A 17,099-nucleotide genomic window follows, 5' to 3' on the forward strand; every position below is an offset into this window, starting at 1 on the left:
TATCGGCTAATGGAAATCCCGCGAGTGTACCACCAGCGCGTGCATACTGCCCGAGATATCCTCCAGCCGACCGGCCAGCAGATGTAATACGCCGGACGAAAATTCCACGACCCCACTCACCTTGAGGATCCTGGCGCTCAAATAAGCCTGTCTCTGGGCTCTGGCCGTATCACTCCATACCACCAGATTAACATTACCGGTTTCATCTTCGAGGGTGATAAAGGTGACTCCACTGGCGGTGCCAGGCCTTTGCCTGCCGACCACCAGCCCGGCCACAGTCACATTCTGGCCATGACGGCACTGCCACAAAGAGGCGGCGCTGTGACACTTGCCGAGTAACCCCTGTTCTCTGAGCAGTGCCAGAGGATGGCGTCCCAGAGTTAGCCCGGTACAGGCGTAGTCAGCCAGCAAGGCATCGACTTCAGTGACCTCAGGCAAGGCGGTTTCAAGGCGAAAATCGGCCTCGTCCGGCAGCTCAAACAAGGGCAAACTCTGCTGACGGGCGGCCAACTGCCACCTGATCTGATGGCGATCGCCCCCCAGGGTAGCAAAAACATTGGCGCTAGCCAGCGCCTCCTGCTCACGCCTTGGCAGTGCCAGAGCCGCCAACTGCGACAAGTGAGTAAAGCCCTCGCCCCGACCCGCTACTATCTTGGCGGCGCTGTGCTCGGATAACCCCTTGACCAACCTGAACCCGAGGCGCAGTGCCAAGGAACCATCGGTTTGTCGCTCCAGTGTGCTGTGCCACTGGCTGAGGTTGATGCAAACCGGCAACACCAGGCCGCCATGATGACGAAGATCCTGAATAAGCTGTGACGGGCTGTAAAAGCCCATGGGTTGACTGTTGAGCAAGGCGCAGCAAAACGCCACCGGGTAATAGTGTTTGAGAAAGGCCGAAACATAGGCCAGGAGCGCAAAACTGGCCGAATGAGACTCGGGAAAACCATATTCGCCGAAGCCGCGGATCTGGCTGAATATCTGCCTGGCAAAGGTGTCACTGTAACCTCGGGCCGTCATCCCCTGAAGCAGCTTGTGTTCAAATTGCTCCAGCTCGCCACTGCGTTTCCAACTAGCCATGGCGCGGCGCAGCTGATCGGCTTCCCCGCCACTGAAACCGGCGGCGACCATGGCCAATTGGATCACCTGCTCCTGAAAAATGGGCACCCCCAGAGTGCGTGACAATACATTTTCCACCTCGGCCGAAGGAAAAGTGACCGACTCGATTTTATCGCGGCGGCGCAGAAAGGGATGCACCATGTCTCCTTGAATTGGCCCCGGGCGCACTATGGCTATCTGTATCACCAGATCGTAATAACAGGCGGGTTTAAGCCTGGGCAGCATGCTGGTCTGGGCTCGTGACTCCACCTGAAACACCCCCATACTGTCGCCCTGCTGCAACATACGATAGACAGCCGGATCTTCCCAGCGAATATCCGACATGGCAAAGGGATGAATGTGGCGGGAGAGCAACTCGAAACATTTGCGGATCGCCGTCAGCATTCCCAACGCCAATACATCGACCTTTAACAGCCCCAGGCTCTCGAGATCATCCTTGTCCCATTGGATCACAGTGCGCTTGGCCATGGCGGCATTCTCTACCGGCACCAGCTCGGCCAATGGCCCGGCCGAAATCACAAAGCCGCCGACATGTTGCGACAAGTGCCTTGGAAAACCCATCAGAGTCTCCACCAGCGGCAACAACCACTGCCCCAAACCTTGTTGTGGCAACAGCTTGCCTTGTTGCAACTGCTGCTGCCAAGGCACTTGCGGATCGCGGCGATCGACAGCGCCTATCAGCTCATCCAGCCGTTGCTCGCTGAGCCCCAGGGCCTTACCAACATCTTTCATGGCACTCTTGAAACGATAAGTGATCACACTGGCGGCCAGGGCTGCACGCTCACGGCCATATTTTTGGTAGATATACTGGATCACCTCTTCGCGGCGTTCATGTTCAAAATCGACATCGATATCCGGCGGCTCATGGCGCTCCTTAGAAATAAAACGCTCAAACAGCATGTTGACCTTGGTGGGATCCACCTCGGTGATCCCGAGGCAATAACAGACCACAGAGTTGGCGGCCGAACCTCGTCCCTGATGCAGTATCCCTTGCCTGGCGGCAAAACAGACCAGGTCATAGATGGTCAGGAAAAAGTATTCATAATTGAGCTCGGCAATCAGCTTGAGCTCGCGCCGATACTGAGTCTGCACTTCAGGTGGAACCGCCTCGCCAAAACGCCTGCTGGCGCCCTTTTCCACCTCTTGCGCCAGATATTCACTGGCACTTAGGCCGCTTGGCACCAACTCGGCCGGGTACTCATACTTGAGTTCATCCAGACTGAAATGACACCGGGACGCCAGCTCACAGCTCCTTGCCAACCAAACTTGAGGGTGACGCCTGACCATAGCGGTTATCGGCTTAAGCGCCATCTCGGCATTGCCCGATAACAGCTCGCCGGCCATGGGCACGGCGCAGCCATGGCGGATACAGCTGAGCACATCGTGCAGCCTTTGCCGCTCGGCAAGATGCATCTGTACATTACCGGCGGCGACACAGGGGAGGGAAAAACAACTCGACAGCGCCTCACAGGCCTCGAGATACCAAGCCTCTCCGGGTTGCAGTTGCCGCTCCATCAAGAGATAAAGCGGCAGTGAAAACGCGGCTTTAACCCGTGCCGTCAGGGTATTCAACTGTGCCAGACTGCGCTGCTGCAGCTGCGTCAGCCAAGGGGTTTGCTGACTTGGGCTTTGGTTGCCTATTCCCTGGTTTTTAGAGTTCTGATGATCGACATTCTGCTGACCAAGACTCTGGTGCTCAGTGCTTTGCAAGTCGGCTTGCACCAGCAACTCGCTCACAGATGGCGGCCGCCACAGGCAAAAGCAGCCGCGGTCAATGGCCGCAAAATCATCTAGGCTTAACCGATACTTGCCCTTATCGGCCCGGCGCCGCCCTTTAGTTATCAGAGTGCTGATAAGACCATAGCCCCGGCGATTTCTTGCCAGCAGCACCAGGCAGCCTTCCGGCAGGTGGAATTCGGCGCCGACAATCAGCTTGATACCGCTTTTTTTGGCGGCCTCATGCGCCTTGACCACACCAGCCAGAGAGCACTCGTCGGTAATGGCGATGGCCTCATAGCCCAGTTTGGCGGCCTGCTGCACCAACTCATCCGGGTGGGAAGCCCCGCGCAAAAAGCTGTAATTGGAAATAGCATGCAATTCGGCGTACATCAGCTGAACCAAGCATGAAGAAAGAGCCCATTAGCGGTGCGGAACAGCCAACACAGACCGCCGCTCTCCTTATGATGGGCAAGAAAATAATCCCGGCAGGGAAAAGGCCCTGAATGCCAGGGGCTCTGTAACCTTTCCGGCCCCCTAAGCAGCTCCACGGCTTCAGGAGCAATGGCTTGCGGCTCTTGCAGCAGCCAAAGAGGTCGCAGCGCCAGCGACGGCTGAACGGGCGGCCTTGCCGGTGGCGGCCAGCGAGTCAGGGGAGCCGCAGTACTGGCCAGTTCAGGCATGGGATCGGCCGCCAACACCAAAGAGCGCACCTTATGGTTACCTAACCTGGCCTGTAATCTGGCGAGTAATTGATTGGCATCCTGCTGCTGCCCTTCTCTGGACTCGGTCAACTCTCGACTGCCCTGCTGCTGCGACACAAACTGCTTGGCTCGCAGCTCAATATCGACGACCGGGCTCGGCAGTTGCAATCCTTCCAGCTGTAAGCGGCAGAGCTGAGATAGTCCCTGCAGTTGATATTCCCCGAAGGGATAGTTGAGTGTCAGTTGCAGCGCCGGGGTCTCTGGCTCGCGAAACTTCAGCCACAGCTCCAACTGTTGCACCGCCAACTGCCTGATCCGCAAATAGGTTGCCAATTCCCCCAGCAGTTTTTGCAATGGAAACAGCAATCCCTGAACCCACTCAACATCATGCAGCAAGGTCAACCTGGCCTGAAACTGTTCGGGTAACTCATATCCCTTGCGGCAACAGGGCAAACGCCCCTGGATTTGTGCCAGCAGCTGCAGCAAACCTTGACCAAAGCGCCGCCCCAACTCGGCAAGGGGTAAAGCATCAAGCATGGCTAGAGTCGTCAGCCCAAGCGCGCCGAGCCGCTGCCGTTCCTCTTGGGTCAATGGCAGCAAATCCAGTGGTAAATCCGGCGGTAAGCCGTGATGCACCTTGAGGCGCCCGGCTTTTTCAGCTGTGGGCGTGCTCATGAAGGCAGCTGATACCGCGCTGATGCCGACGTGAGTATGCCGCGCCAATATCGCCGCATCCAGCGGGCTGTGTGCCAGCACCAATGAGCATTCCAGACCATAGTCGGCGACTTCGTTGAGATAAGCCTCGACAATGGCGCTCAAACTGCCAAACAGTTTAACCATGGATCCCACTTCCAGCAGCAGGGTATCTGTAGGCCAGCGCGCATCGGCCGCACTTTGAGCCGCTTGTTCAGTAAGTCCGGATAACAACGGCGGCCAGACTCTGGCGCTGAAATCATAGCTCCACTGACATAACCAATCCCGCAACGCCTCGCTGTCCACCTCCTGCAGCGGCCAGAGTTGCAACTCTCCGAGCAGCGACTGAGCGCTGCCGATACTCATCCCAGCTGTAACGCCTTTTGCTTGAGCGGCGGGACAGGCCGAATGTATAACCAGCTTCCGGCTGTCATACAAGGCCATGGGGACTTGGGGATCAAAAGGCTCTGACGCCGCAGCGGTTGGCACTGCTTTTGGTTGATTTTGGGTTTGGGGCTGAGTTTGAGCGCGTATTTGAACCTGAGCCGCACCACTGCCTGTCATACTTCCAGTCATAGTACCTGTCACAGTGTCGGTCATAGTACCGGTCATAGAACCGGTAATAGCGCCCGCCATATTGCCCAGCATAGCCAGGCGATAACGCTGATATTGCAGCAATAGCTGTGGAAACCAGACTCCCATCCATACCTGGGGCATCTCAGATAGCCTCTTGACTCTGAGCAGTATGGCTTTGAGCGGCTTGGCTCTGGGCCGTTTGAGAATTGGCCGGTTGCGGATTAGCGCTTGGGAAAAGCCCCGCGGGTTTATTTGACTCTTGCCGTGCCGTCCAGGGATTAGCCGCGCATTCATTGGATGCAGCAATCCTTGACTGCGCCATCCCCCAAGGACCATGAAGCACAGTGCTATGAAAACCAGAGTTGTGAAGACCAGTGCTATGAAAACCAGTGCCATGTAAACCAGAGTCGTGAAGCACAGGGCCATTGGCCTTGCGGCCGGAATGGTTTGGCTCAATTAAATCTGTTGAGTTACTTAAACTATGATTGAGACCCGCCTTGCCGCTTCTCAGGGTTACCACACCCGGCTCGACATGGGGCAGTTCAAGCGCCAGTGCCGGCAAGCCACGCAGATGCAATTCAGGGACGGGCCAACCACCGCGACGCTTTAAAATTTGCAGCCTGGCGGTATTAACGCCAGCCGCGCTGATAGCCAGCTTTAGGGTAACAGGATGATTACTATCGGCCTGAGCCATAGGCAACTGGCAAATTCCCAGCGCCTTGCCCTGCTCTGCGGCAAGTTGCAACCTTCTGGCCTCACTCAGTGTCAGCTTGTCCAGCCAAGCCAGCACCAAAGAACAGGCGCCGCTGCTCAACCCTTGCTCCATGGCCCAGAGCACCTCTTTACGCTGGGTTAACTCCAGCCACAAAATACACTCGGCGGCAATACCGTGCTGGGCAAAGCTCTGTGCCAGCGGCTGCAGTGGCGGCGCTATCAGCATTATCATGGTATCTCTGGACTCATCCCCTCTAAATTGATTTCTTTTGGACTGATTTTTTGCGGACTGACTTGTTGTCGAATGATTTATTTCGGAATGATTTCTTTCGGAATAAGAGCCACACTGAGCCGGCAGTAAATAACGCATCAAAGGCAGCAACAGGCTGAGTTCCCCGTGCCCCGGAGACTGACTGAAGAGTTCACAAATGCCCTGCCTTGGCCACCCGGCATCACTGAGCTGCGCATCCAATGCTTCAAAACCACTGGGATACCCCAATATTTTGCCCTGACTGCCCGGCCCCAACCAGAGATCCCGGCGCTCCAGCAGGCTGTTCAAGGCCTGAGATTTTGCTGAATTAGATTTTACAGAGTGAGTTTTGGCTGAAACAGGCATGAAAAACACCGATACTGTATTTTTATACAGTATAACTAACTTTAGCCAACTGACAAGTCGTGCTGGCGCCAAAGCCTTAACCCGAGATAGAATAAATGAGAATGATTATCGAAACATATTCTCGACTTCAGCGAATAATTCAGGAGCGTGCCTTGCTGCCCTTTTCCGGCCTGTTTTCCCAACTCCAATGGCGACTGTTTGGCTATTTTGGTGTGTCATTACTGCTTATCCTGCTGCTCGCCAGTGGTATTGAAGCCATGTTGCTAAACCGCCTGTTACTGCTGCCCCAGCAGACCCAAAGCCAGTTACAGCAACTGGCCGATGAGGCCAACGACTATATCGTCAGGGGCGATATTACGGGACTGGCGGATTGGGAGGGACGGCAGGCATTTGTACTCTATGTGCTGGATAGCGAGCAGCAGGCGGTGAGTCAGCGGGAAATGCACCCGCACTTTGTTTACAAACTCAATTTCCTCAGGCAGTTGCAGCAGCCTATGGGAGACAGGGTGCAAAAACCTTTGATAGGCCTACCACTACGCAATAGCCTGGAGCCGGATAATCCCCTGCTCTTGGTGGTGCAGCTCAACGCCTCTTTACATCCGGCGCAGCAACTGGATAAAAGCCTCTGGCTTATCCGTATCCTGGTAGGAGTACTGGTGCTCTTGTTGTTCAGTCGTCTGTTGAGCCGCTATCTGATCCAGCCGCTGAGTTTACTGCGCAGTGCCACCCGTCAGCTGGCACAGGGTCAACTCGATACCCGGATTGCCGGCCATTTTTCACTAAAGCAGCCGGAGTTTTTCCAGTTGGCGACCGACTTTGACCATATGGCCGAGCAGCTGCAAAAAAGCATTCAAACCCAGCAGCGGTTACTGAGGGATGTCTCCCACGAACTGCGCACTCCTCTTGCCCGGCAGGAGCTGGCCTTACACCTGTTGGAAAATCGCTTGGGGGAGGAACATCAACAACCGCTTGCCAGGCTAAGACGCCAGGGCGAAGAGATGGCGCAATTGATCAACACCATTTTAGACTTCAGCCGCCTGAGCAACGGCTTCATCAAGCTGACGGCAGCGCCTTTTACCCTGACAGAATTACGCCGCTCACTGCTGCAGGATCTGGAGTTTGAGTCTGGCCCCAAGCAAAGCATAGTCTGGGCACAGGCCCCCATTGATGAGCAAACTTTGCATACCGATATGGCCTACTTGAAGCGGGCGCTGGAAAATGTCTGTCGCAATGCCCTCAAATATGCCGGTGAAACCTGCCGGGTGGAAATCCAGGTATCTCAGTTGGGTGACGACAAATTAGGTGATAGCAGGCTGCAGCTGAGTGTCAGCGATGATGGACCCGGGATCCCCAAGGAGCAACTGGAAGCCTTGTTCAACCCTTTCACCCGTTTGGATGAAGCGCGTCACAGCTCTCAGGGAGGTTATGGGCTGGGATTGGCGATTGTGCGCCAGTGTATGCAGCTCCTGGGCGGCTCGGCCCTAGCGGTCAACCGGCCTCAGGGCGGTTTGAGCATATTGCTTGAGCTGCCGCTGCAACTGCCAAGCTGCAGCGAAGCCCAACTTAAGTCTATCGCTTAAGCGGTAAACTTACGCACCTTCTTCAGTGCCATCTCCTGTTTAAGGCGAGAGAGATGCTCGATAAATACCTTGCCGTGCAGATGATCGATTTCATGTTGCAGCACTATGGCCAGGAAATCATCACTGTGGAGCGTCTGGGCTTGGCCCTGGCGATCCAGATAGCTGACAGTGACCGACTCGAAGCGTTTTACCTTGGAGCGATAACCGGGAATGGACAAGCAGCCCTCTTCACCGATAAATTCGCCGCTGGACTCAGTGATCTGCGGATTGATCAGCACCAGAGGTTGATTGCGCTCTTCTGAGATATCAATGACGACTATTGCGTGTTCACTGCCCACCTGGGTCGCGGCCAAGCCGATACCATCGTCTGTGTGATACATGGTTTGCAACAGATCATCGATGAAAGGCTGCACGGCTTCTATTTCGGTAACAGGCTTGGCTTTACGCTTGAGCCTGGGATCGGGAACCGTCAAAATATCCATAATTGCCATAGGGTTATATTCTCAATTTACTCGACTTGGCGTTCAATGGGCGCCATTATGGCGAAAAAGCATCAAAAGGCAAATCTTGCATGTGCAGCGCAGAGCCGCCATGACACTTTTGCCAAGTGAGTAACCTCCGCTATGGAATGGTATTATAATTTGCGCCAATAGCATCAGGAGCCAAGATGACCCCGGAAACGAGCGCCCCGCCACTAAGTCCAATGCAGAAGATTTGGCACATAGTTGCACTGATCCCCGAAGGTCGGGTGGCAAGCTATGGCAAGATTGCCGACTATGCCGGTTTACCAGGACGGGCACGCTATGTTTCCCGGGCACTGAAACAGGCGCCGGACAGCCTGGCACTGCCCTGGCACAGGGTGATCAACAGTCAGGGGAAAATCTCCTTTGCCAAGGATACCCATCCGTTTCAGCTACAGATGAGCCTGCTGCGCAGCGAAGGCGTACAAGTGAACCAAGGCAGAATTGCCCTGTCTGAATATGAGTGGCGGCCGGACATGGCCACTCTGGTCTTGTCCATGCCGTTTTAACCACAGGAGACTGCCTTTGATCCGTTCACTTCTACTCTTGGTACTGTTACTGCCCTTGTCGCTATGGGCGCAGACCAGCCCCCTGACACCCCACACTGCTGAATATCAGGTCAATTATGGCGAAATCAATCTCGGTGGCGCCCGTTTTATGCTGTTGCCGCCAGAGGGCGACTTCTATCAATACAAATTGGACAGCGATCTCAGCCTGCTGGTGCTGAGCGATAAACGCCATATCCGCAGTGAATTTACCTATCAGGATGGTCAGCTGACGCCGCTGCGCTTCAGCCATCAGCGAACCGGCACAGGCCCCAACTTCAATGAGCAGATAGCCTTTGCCAAGGAGCAGGGCAAAATCTTCAGTCGCTACAAGGATGAAAAGAGCAAGCTGGACTACTCAGGCGCCCTCTACGATGCCCTGATGGTACAGCTGCAGTTTCGGCTGGATCTCGCCGCCGGCAAGGAGCCACTGGCCTATGAGCTGGTCAAGGACAACGAGATAGATGACTATAGTTTCAAGATAGTCGGCAAGGAGCGGATGACACTGGACAGTGGCGTTTATAACACGGTGAAACTGGAAGTGGTCCGCGACAGCAGCAAACGGCAGACCTTTATTTGGATGGCACCGGATCTCGGCTGGCTGCCGGTGCGCCTGACCCATTTCGAGTCAGGCAGCAAGCAGCTCGATATCAAGTTAGCCAAGCTGAGCCTGGGCTCGGAAGTCAATAACCAGCTCGCCAAGACGGAATAATTTCCAATCCCCCGGCGCCAATAGCTGCCAGTTTTCATTGCCGGTCAGCGGCCGGGTGGCTATGACAGTGACCACATCCTTAGGGGTGGTCTGGGTGTCGAAATCAATCACCACATCCGTGTCTATCAGCTGCGCCCGGCCAAAGGGCGCCCGGCGGGTGATGTAGCAAAGGTTATTGCTGCAATAACTCATCAAATAACGGCCATCGCTGAGGATCATATTAAACACCCCTAGAGTGCGGATCTCCTCGGCAAGCTGGGCGACATATTCAAACACGGGCAAAATATCATCCGGCTCGGATTCACCGAAACGCTCGGCCAGGCGGCTCATTATCCAGCAAAAGGCCTGCTCACTGTCTGTATCACCTACGGCCTGAAAGCGGCCGCTTTGAAACTTCTGTTCATAGTCAGACAACTGGCCGTTGTGGGCATAGGTCCAGTAGCGCCCCCAAAGCTCGCGGGTAAAGGGGTGGGTATTTTCCAACGAGACTTCACCGCGGTTGGCCTGCCGAATATGGCTGACCACCACTTCACTCTTGATCGGGTATGACTTGATAAGGCTTGCCACATGGGACTGGCTGCTGGGGCTGGCATCCTTGAAGGTGCGACTGCCCTTGCCTTCATAAAAGGTGATCCCCCAACCATCCACATGGGGCCCGGTCACCCCGCCTCGCTCCGCCAGCCCGGTAAAGCTGAAGACAATATCCGTTGGCACATTGGCACTCATCGCCAGCAGCTCACACATCTTGGTTTTTCCTGTCACTGAATCTGTTATTTCATTATCTGCGGCATTGTAGCCAAGCCTTGTCGGCAGGGGAATTATTGCTTGCAATAAAAAATTTAAACAATTGTTTGAAAAATGCTTGTATTCGATTTCGCTTAGGTTTAATTTTATTGCGACACAGGTCTGACCACATACTATAATTGTGATCTTGATCGCTCTCAAGCGAGGCGTTCTACACTGAATAAAGTGGTCGTTTTATTAAGGAGAACAAACAGTGACTACCCTACTATGGATCCTGGCATTGCTCTTGGTTTTAGGAGCAGCAGCGTACCTCAGAGTATCCCTGCTGACTGCAACCATAGCCGCCGCAGTGGTCATGGCAGCAGGCAGCCTGCTGGATGTAACTGGACTGATTAGCTGGATAATTTTCCTGGTTATTGCCCTGCCGCTGAACCTGAGTGCCTTCAGGCAGAGTGTGATAACCCGGCCATTACTTAAACTCTATCGCGGCATCATGCCGGAGATGTCTTCCACCGAAAAAGAGGCGATTGAAGCCGGTACTACCTGGTGGGAAGCCGATCTCTTCGCCGGTAATCCCAACTGGAAGAAGCTGCACAACTATCCGGTTGCCCGTCTGAGCGCCGAAGAGCATGCCTTCCTGGAAGGACCTGTGGAGGAGGTCTGCCGCATGGTTAACCAGCATATGGTTTCCCATCAATTGGCGGACTTGCCTGCCGAAGTATGGCAATTCCTCAAAGATAAAGGCTTCTTTGCGATGATCATCAAGAAGAAGTACGGTGGTCTGGAATTCTCTGCCTACGCCCAATCCCGGGTACTGCAAAAACTGGCCGGTGTCAGCAGTGAATTGGCCTCGACCGTAGGTGTGCCCAACTCACTGGGCCCGGGTGAGCTGCTGCAGCACTATGGTACCCCGGAGCAGCAGGATCACTACCTGCCCCGCCTGGCCAAAGGTTTGGAAGTTCCCTGCTTTGCCCTGACCAGTCCTGAGGCCGGCTCAGATGCCGGCGCCATTCCGGATTTCGGTGTAGTCTGCAAAGGCCAATGGCAAGGTGAAGAAGTGCTGGGGATGAAACTGACCTGGAACAAGCGCTATATCACCCTGGCACCTGTTGCCACAGTTTTGGGGTTGGCATTCAAGCTTAAAGATCCCGAGCATCTGCTTGGCGATAAGGAAGAGCTGGGCATTACCTGCGCCCTGATCCCAACCGATGTTGAAGGTGTGGAAACCGGCCGTCGCCACTTCCCGCTCAACTGTATGTTCCAAAATGGTCCAACCCGAGGCAAAGAGGTGTTTGTCCCTCTGAGCTTTATCATAGGTGGCCCGAAAATGGCGGGACAAGGCTGGCGCATGCTGGTGGAATGCCTGTCGGTTGGCCGCGGCATCACCCTGCCCTCCAACTCAGCCGGTGGCGTTAAAACCGCGGCTTTGGCAACCGGTGCCTATGCCCGCATTCGTCGTCAGTTCAAGCTGCCAATAGGTAAGCTGGAAGGCATTGAAGAGCCTATGGCGCGTATCGGCGGTAACGCCTATCTGATGGACGCTGTAACCTCCTTGACCACCACAGGTATTGATCTGGGTGAAAAGCCTTCCGTCATCTCGGCGATAGTCAAATATCACCTGACCGACAGAATGCAGAAATGCGTTATCGACGCCATGGATATTCACGGTGGTAAAGGGGTATGTCTTGGCCCCAACAACTATCTGGGACGCGGATATCAAGCGGCACCTATCGCCATTACGGTTGAAGGGGCCAACATTCTGACCCGCTCCATGATCATCTATGGTCAAGGTGCCATTCGCTGCCATCCATATGTGCTGGCAGAGATGGAGTCGGCCTTTGATACCGACGTAAACCGCGGCCTGAATAACTTTGATGCGGCGCTGTTTGGCCATATCGGCTTTACCACAAGTAACCTTATCCGCAGCCTGTGGATGGGCCTCACCGGCAGTCGCTTCTCCAATGCGCCTTTTGCCGACAAGACCAAGCGTTACTATCAGCATATGAACCGCTTCAGTGCCAACCTGGCCTTGCTGTCGGATCTGGCGATGGCGACCTTAGGGGGTAACCTCAAACGTAAAGAGCGGATCTCTGCTCGCCTGGGTGACTTGCTCAGCCAGTTGTATCTGGCATCAGCAACCCTCAAGCGTTATCAGGATGAAGGCCGTCAAAGTGAAGATCTGCCACTGGTACAGTGGGCGGTTGAAGACGCGCTCTACAAGCTGCAGTCTTCTCTGGATGAGCTGCTGGATAACTTCCCTGCTGGCCTCGGCGGCGTGCTGCGCCTGGTGTTGTTCCCCTTCGGTCGACCACTGAAGCGCCCAAGTGATGTGTTGGACCACAAGGTAGCCAAGATAATGCAGACCCCTTGTGCCAGCCGTGACCGTCTGGGTAAGGGACAATTCTGGGAAGCCTGCGACAATAATGCCGTAGGTATTCAGGAACAGACCTTCAAAGACATACTGGCGGCAGAGCCCTTGTATGACAAAGTCTGTAAGGCTGCCGGCAAACGTCTGCCCTTCATGTGGCTGGATAAAGTGGCCGCAGAAGGCAAGGCGCTGGGTGTTCTGAGCGATGCAGAAGTGGCCCTGCTGGAGCGCGCTGAAATCGGCCGAATGAAGTCCATCAACGTGGATGACTTTGACCCCGCCGAACTCAAGGCTCAGAGCCTGGAGCCGGAAAACCGCGAAGAACAAGCCGCTTAAGACTGTCGATAATATCACTGGAAACACAAAATGCCGTTCACAATTGTGGACGGCATTTTTATTGTCCTTCCCAACCTTCACTTCAATAGTTGGTCTTCATTCAAGATAACTAGCATCAAAACTTAAAGAATAAATGGGGACATAGTTAACCCAGGTGTAAAAAGCAGTCTGCACAGCATTAAAATAGGTAAAACAATCAGATGATTGGCCCCGTATTCAGAAGTTAACAGTAGATCTCATTCCCAAGAAAATGACGCCTTTATGCTTGTCGTATAGATAGCGTTTTCTCTGTTAGCAAAACATCCTATTAAAAACGGCTATTAACCGTCGCTGATATCAAATTTTTACTTATAGACACAAAAAATCCGACAACCTGAAGTCGTCGGATTTGGCTCTTTGTGGTTCAAGTCAGCATCTGTGGCTATAAACTGTATATGTCGCTGCAACATATAACCAAGCTTGTGCCATGTTTCCCTGTTCTACTTGGTCCAGCGGTCCATCCAGCCCAGCACCTTGGCGTACCACTGCTCAAGGTTATTGGGATTCAGGATCCAGTGGTTCTCGTCCGGATAGATCAGCAGCTCCGAAGGGATATTGTTGCGCTGCATATAGCTGAACGCCGCCAAACCCTGACCGTAAGGAACCCGAAAGTCTTTCTCACCGTGGATCACCAGCATAGGAGTCTTCCAATTTTCCACATAGTTGGCCGGATTGAACTTCTCATAAAGATCCTTGGCCTGCTCATAGCTGCCGCCAAACTCATGTTCTGGGAACCAGAGTTCCTCGGTCACATGGTACATGGAGCGCATATCGAACAAGCCCGCGTGGTTAACCAGGCACTTGAAACCGTCATTCCAGTTACCCTGGATCCAGTTCATCATGTAACCGCCGTAGGAGCCGCCGAGGGCGCAGGCGTTATCGGCATCGATCCACTTCTGCTGTTTGGCAACCGCAGCCAGACCTTTTTGCAAATCTTCCAAAGGCTTACCGCCCCAATCCAGGCTGATGGAATCGGTAAAGGCCTGACCATAGCCGGTAGAGCCGTGGAAATCCACCATCACCACCGCATATCCGGCACCGGCCCACAGCTGAGGATTCCAGCGGAAGCTGAAACTGTTGCCGAATGAACCTTGTGGGCCGCCGTGTACCAGGAAGGCCACCGGATACTGCTTGCCTTTCTGGAAATTCGCCGGCTTGAGCCAGTAACCATAAACCTCTTCGTTGTTCCAGCCCTTGAAGCTGAACTGCTCAAACTCACCGAACTTGACCTTGTCCAGCTTGGCCTTGTTGACTTCAGTCAAACGGGTCAGGTTTTGCCCTTCCATGTTGATGGAGTAGAGATCGCCCGGTTCCACCAAAGACTTATGATTGATGATCAAACGATCGCCCGCCAGACCCACCAGGCTGTTGCTGCCATCGTTGTAAATAGTGCGCACATCACCAAACTGGGTGTTGATGGCGAAGACAGACACCTGCCCCAGATCCTGAGCGGTCACATACAGGGTGTTGTTATCTTTACCAAAGCTCAGTGAGGCTGGGCTTCTGTCCCACATAGGCGCCACTTCCTTGCTCTGACCCGTGACTGTGTCTTTGAGCATGATGCGGTATCTGTCGGCCTCGAACCCAGGCTTTTTCATCGCCAGATAGGCCAGATAACGGCCATCGGCGGAAAACACCGGCTGAGCATCCCAGGCCTGGTTATCTTCGGTAAGATTCTTGGCCTTGCCACCTGTGACCGGCACCTGCCAGAGATCGTAGTTGGTAGTCCAGGCCTGATCTTTACTCGGAGCCTTGGCACTGTAGACAATATATTTGCCATCCGGGCTGAATGTCACCTCTTCCATGCCGGAAAATGGCTTTGGCGGGGTTTCGGTATCCAGGCCTTGGGTCACATCCACCGGCTTACCCAGCTTGCCGTTTTCAAGCTGCGCCACAAACAGGTGATTACGGGCATGGTCAGACCAAGTGTCCCAGTGACGCACCATCAACTGATCGTATTCACGACCTGTACTCTTGCGCTCGGCTTCTTTATCAAACTTGGCTTTTGAACATTCCAGGGTGTCGCACTCGGGAAACACACGAATGCTCATCACCACCTGCTTGCCATCGGCCGATAATTTGTAGCCGTCGATACCCAGAGGCAGATCAGATACGGCCTGGGCTTCACCACCATCCAACGGCAAGCGATACAGTTGGCTGCTGCCATCACGGGCAGCGATAAAATAGACTTGCTTATCGTCGCTGCTGAAGGCCACATCGTGTTCGGTACCCGGTGCAGAAGTCAGCTGCTTGGGAGTCGCATTCTTGTCGCTGAGATCCAACAGATAGAGATCTGAGCTGCTGCCATCATCGGTAACCTTTTTCAGGCCGTAGATAAGCTTGGTGCCGTCATTGGATACAGCGGCAGAATGAAGTTTGTTGAGCTTGACCAGATCCTGGACAGTAAAAGGGGCCTTATCGGCAGCCAGCGCCGGCTGAGCCAGTCCTGCGGCGAGCAGCGCCATCAATAGTGGGTTGGTTTTCATTATAAATCTTCTTATTGGTTGTTGATTGCAATGCAAAAGGGGCCAATAGGCCCCTCAAGGTTCAGCTTAAGCCTTGGCGTTCTGGATATTCACCTTCCAGATTGCCGGGCCGGTTTCGTGCGCATTCACCCCGTTGGAGTCAACCGCTACAGTAACAGGCATATCCTTGACGTCAAACTCATAGATAGCTTCCATCCCGAGATCTTCAAACGCCACCACACGGGATTGCTTAATCGCCTTGGACACCAGATAAGCGGCGCCGCCGACGGCCATCAAGTATACCGCCTTGTGCTTGCGGATAGATTCGACAGTGGCCGGACCACGTTCAGCCTTGCCTATCATGCCCATCAACCCTGTCTTATCCAGCATGAGATCGGTGAACTTATCCATACGGGTAGCGGTTGTCGGACCGGCCGGGCCAACCACTTCATCACCTACGGGGTCGACCGGACCTACGTAATAGATGAATTTACCAGTGAAATCAACCCCTTCAGGCAAGCCTTCACCGCTTTCAATCAGGCTCTGGATCCGTTTGTGAGCCGCGTCACGGCCGGTGAGCATCTTACCCGAGAGCAGCAGAGTATCGCCGCTGTTCCAGCTTTCAATCTCTTCCTGGGTAACGGTATCGAGATTGACCCGGCGCACGCTCTCACCCACTTCCCAGGTGATTTCCGGCCAGTCATCAAGGCTTGGCGGAGTCAGCTCGGCAGGGCCGCTGCCGTCAAGATGGAAATGTACATGGCGGGTGGCGGCGCAGTTGGGGATCATCACCACAGGCTTGGAGGCGGCGTGGGTTGGCGCTGTCTTGATTTTAACGTCCAGTACAGTAGTCAAACCGCCCAGGCCCTGGGCACCAATGCCTAAGTTATTGGCGCGCTCGAAGATATCCAAACGCAGCTTCTCTTCCGTGGTTTCGGCGCCGCGTTCCATCAGTTCATGAATATCCACGCTCTCCATCAAGGCTTCCTTGGCAAGCACAGCGGCTTTCTCGGCGGTGCCGCCAATGCCGATTCCCAGCATACCCGGTGGACACCAGCCGGCGCCCATGGTTGGCAGTGTCTTCTCAACCCAGGCGGCGATATCGTCAGACGGATTGAGCATCACCATCTTGGCCTTGTTTTCACTGCCGCCGCCCTTGGCGGCAATGGCCACTTCGATATGATCGCCGGGAACCATCTGAATATGCACCACAGAAGGCGTGTTATCGCGGGTGTTTTTACGGCTGCCGGCCGGGTCGGCCACAATTGAAGCTCGCAACGGGTTATCAGGATTGGTGTAAGCGCGGCGTACGCCTTCATCCACCATCTGCTGCACTGTCATATCTGTCTTGTCCCACTGCACGCCCATCCCCAGATAGACATAACAGGTCACAATGCCGGTATCCTGACACAAGGGTCTGTGCCCTTCGGCAGACATGCGCGAGTTGATCAAAATCTGGGCAATCGCATCCTTGGCAGCCTGGCTCTGCTCACGCTCATAGGCGGCAGCCATGGCATCGATAAAATCTTTCGGATGGTAATAGGAGATATATTGCAGGGCATCAGTGATGCTGTCGATAAAGTCAGCTTGCTTGATTACAGACATGTTTGGCGCTCCATTAGCCTAAGGATCCGCCCCTTCAGCTCAGGATCAA

11 protein-coding genes are annotated in these 17,099 nt (G+C 54.4%); 4 read left to right on the forward strand and 7 right to left on the reverse strand.

From position 1 onward, the window contains the following. Window positions 1-6 precede the first annotated feature (6 nt). Genes SIL79_RS16765 through SIL79_RS16775 form a run of 3 tightly spaced genes read right to left on the reverse strand, consistent with a single transcriptional unit; the run spans window position 7 to window position 6,078 of the window. The gene (locus tag SIL79_RS16765) at window positions 7-3,225 is read right to left on the reverse strand and encodes an error-prone DNA polymerase (protein WP_144361527.1); all 3,219 of its coding nucleotides are present in this window, start codon (window positions 3,223-3,225) and stop codon (window positions 7-9) included. Further along, window positions 3,225-4,946: a Y-family DNA polymerase gene (locus tag SIL79_RS16770; RefSeq protein WP_144361528.1), complete on the reverse strand. Its 1,722-nt coding sequence runs from the start codon at window positions 4,944-4,946 to the stop codon at window positions 3,225-3,227. The genes SIL79_RS16765 and SIL79_RS16770 overlap by 1 nt, the downstream gene beginning before the upstream one ends. Before the next feature lies 1 nt (window position 4,947). After that, window positions 4,948-6,078: a hypothetical protein gene (locus SIL79_RS16775; protein ID WP_144361529.1), complete on the reverse strand. Its 1,131-nt coding sequence runs from the start codon at window positions 6,076-6,078 to the stop codon at window positions 4,948-4,950. Window positions 6,079-6,287: 209 nt separating this feature from the next. On the opposite strand from SIL79_RS16775, the gene SIL79_RS16780 reads away from it, so the two are divergent. Next, window positions 6,288-7,715 carry a HAMP domain-containing sensor histidine kinase gene (locus SIL79_RS16780; protein WP_233962384.1) on the forward strand — a complete coding sequence of 476 codons (1,428 nt, stop codon included), beginning with the start codon at window positions 6,288-6,290 and terminating at the stop codon, window positions 7,713-7,715. Here SIL79_RS16780 and def read toward each other — a convergent pair. Beyond that, window positions 7,712-8,206 (reverse strand): peptide deformylase, encoded by a 495-nt coding sequence (gene def, locus SIL79_RS16785; protein ID WP_039035272.1) that lies wholly within the window; start codon window positions 8,204-8,206, stop codon window positions 7,712-7,714. The genes SIL79_RS16780 and def overlap by 4 nt on opposite strands. A 176-nt stretch (window positions 8,207-8,382) precedes the next feature. Between def and SIL79_RS16790 the strand changes: the two genes are divergently transcribed. Both SIL79_RS16790 and SIL79_RS16795 read left to right on the forward strand, forming a co-directional pair. Next, on the forward strand, window positions 8,383-8,745 hold the full coding sequence (locus SIL79_RS16790) for an MGMT family protein (protein WP_037436559.1): 363 nt from the start codon (window positions 8,383-8,385) through the stop codon (window positions 8,743-8,745). Between the two features lie 19 nt (window positions 8,746-8,764). After that, on the forward strand, window positions 8,765-9,493 hold the full coding sequence (locus SIL79_RS16795) for a DUF3108 domain-containing protein (RefSeq protein WP_405130443.1): 729 nt from the start codon (window positions 8,765-8,767) through the stop codon (window positions 9,491-9,493). On the opposite strand, the gene SIL79_RS16800 is transcribed toward SIL79_RS16795, so the two are convergent. Next, window positions 9,437-10,237 (reverse strand): class II glutamine amidotransferase, encoded by an 801-nt coding sequence (locus tag SIL79_RS16800; RefSeq protein WP_039035273.1) that lies wholly within the window; start codon window positions 10,235-10,237, stop codon window positions 9,437-9,439. The genes SIL79_RS16795 and SIL79_RS16800 overlap by 57 nt on opposite strands. 253 nt (window positions 10,238-10,490) lie before the next feature. On the opposite strand from SIL79_RS16800, the gene fadE reads away from it, so the two are divergent. After that, entirely contained in the window at window positions 10,491-12,941 is a 2,451-nt protein-coding gene (fadE, locus tag SIL79_RS16805; RefSeq protein ID WP_039035274.1) for an acyl-CoA dehydrogenase FadE, read from the forward strand. Window positions 12,942-13,420: 479 nt separating this feature from the next. On the opposite strand, the gene SIL79_RS16810 is transcribed toward fadE, so the two are convergent. Both SIL79_RS16810 and SIL79_RS16815 read right to left on the reverse strand, forming a co-directional pair. Then, the gene (locus SIL79_RS16810; RefSeq protein WP_039035275.1) at window positions 13,421-15,466 is read right to left on the reverse strand and encodes a dipeptidyl-peptidase 5; all 2,046 of its coding nucleotides are present in this window, start codon (window positions 15,464-15,466) and stop codon (window positions 13,421-13,423) included. A gap of 66 nt (window positions 15,467-15,532) precedes the next feature. Then, window positions 15,533-17,050, reverse strand: coding sequence for a fumarate hydratase (locus tag SIL79_RS16815; protein ID WP_039035276.1), 1,518 nt, complete (start codon window positions 17,048-17,050; stop codon window positions 15,533-15,535). Between the last annotated feature and the right edge of the window lie 49 nt (window positions 17,051-17,099).

This window comes from Shewanella indica, assembly GCF_033842865.1.
Lineage (GTDB): Bacteria > Pseudomonadota > Gammaproteobacteria > Enterobacterales > Shewanellaceae > Shewanella > Shewanella indica.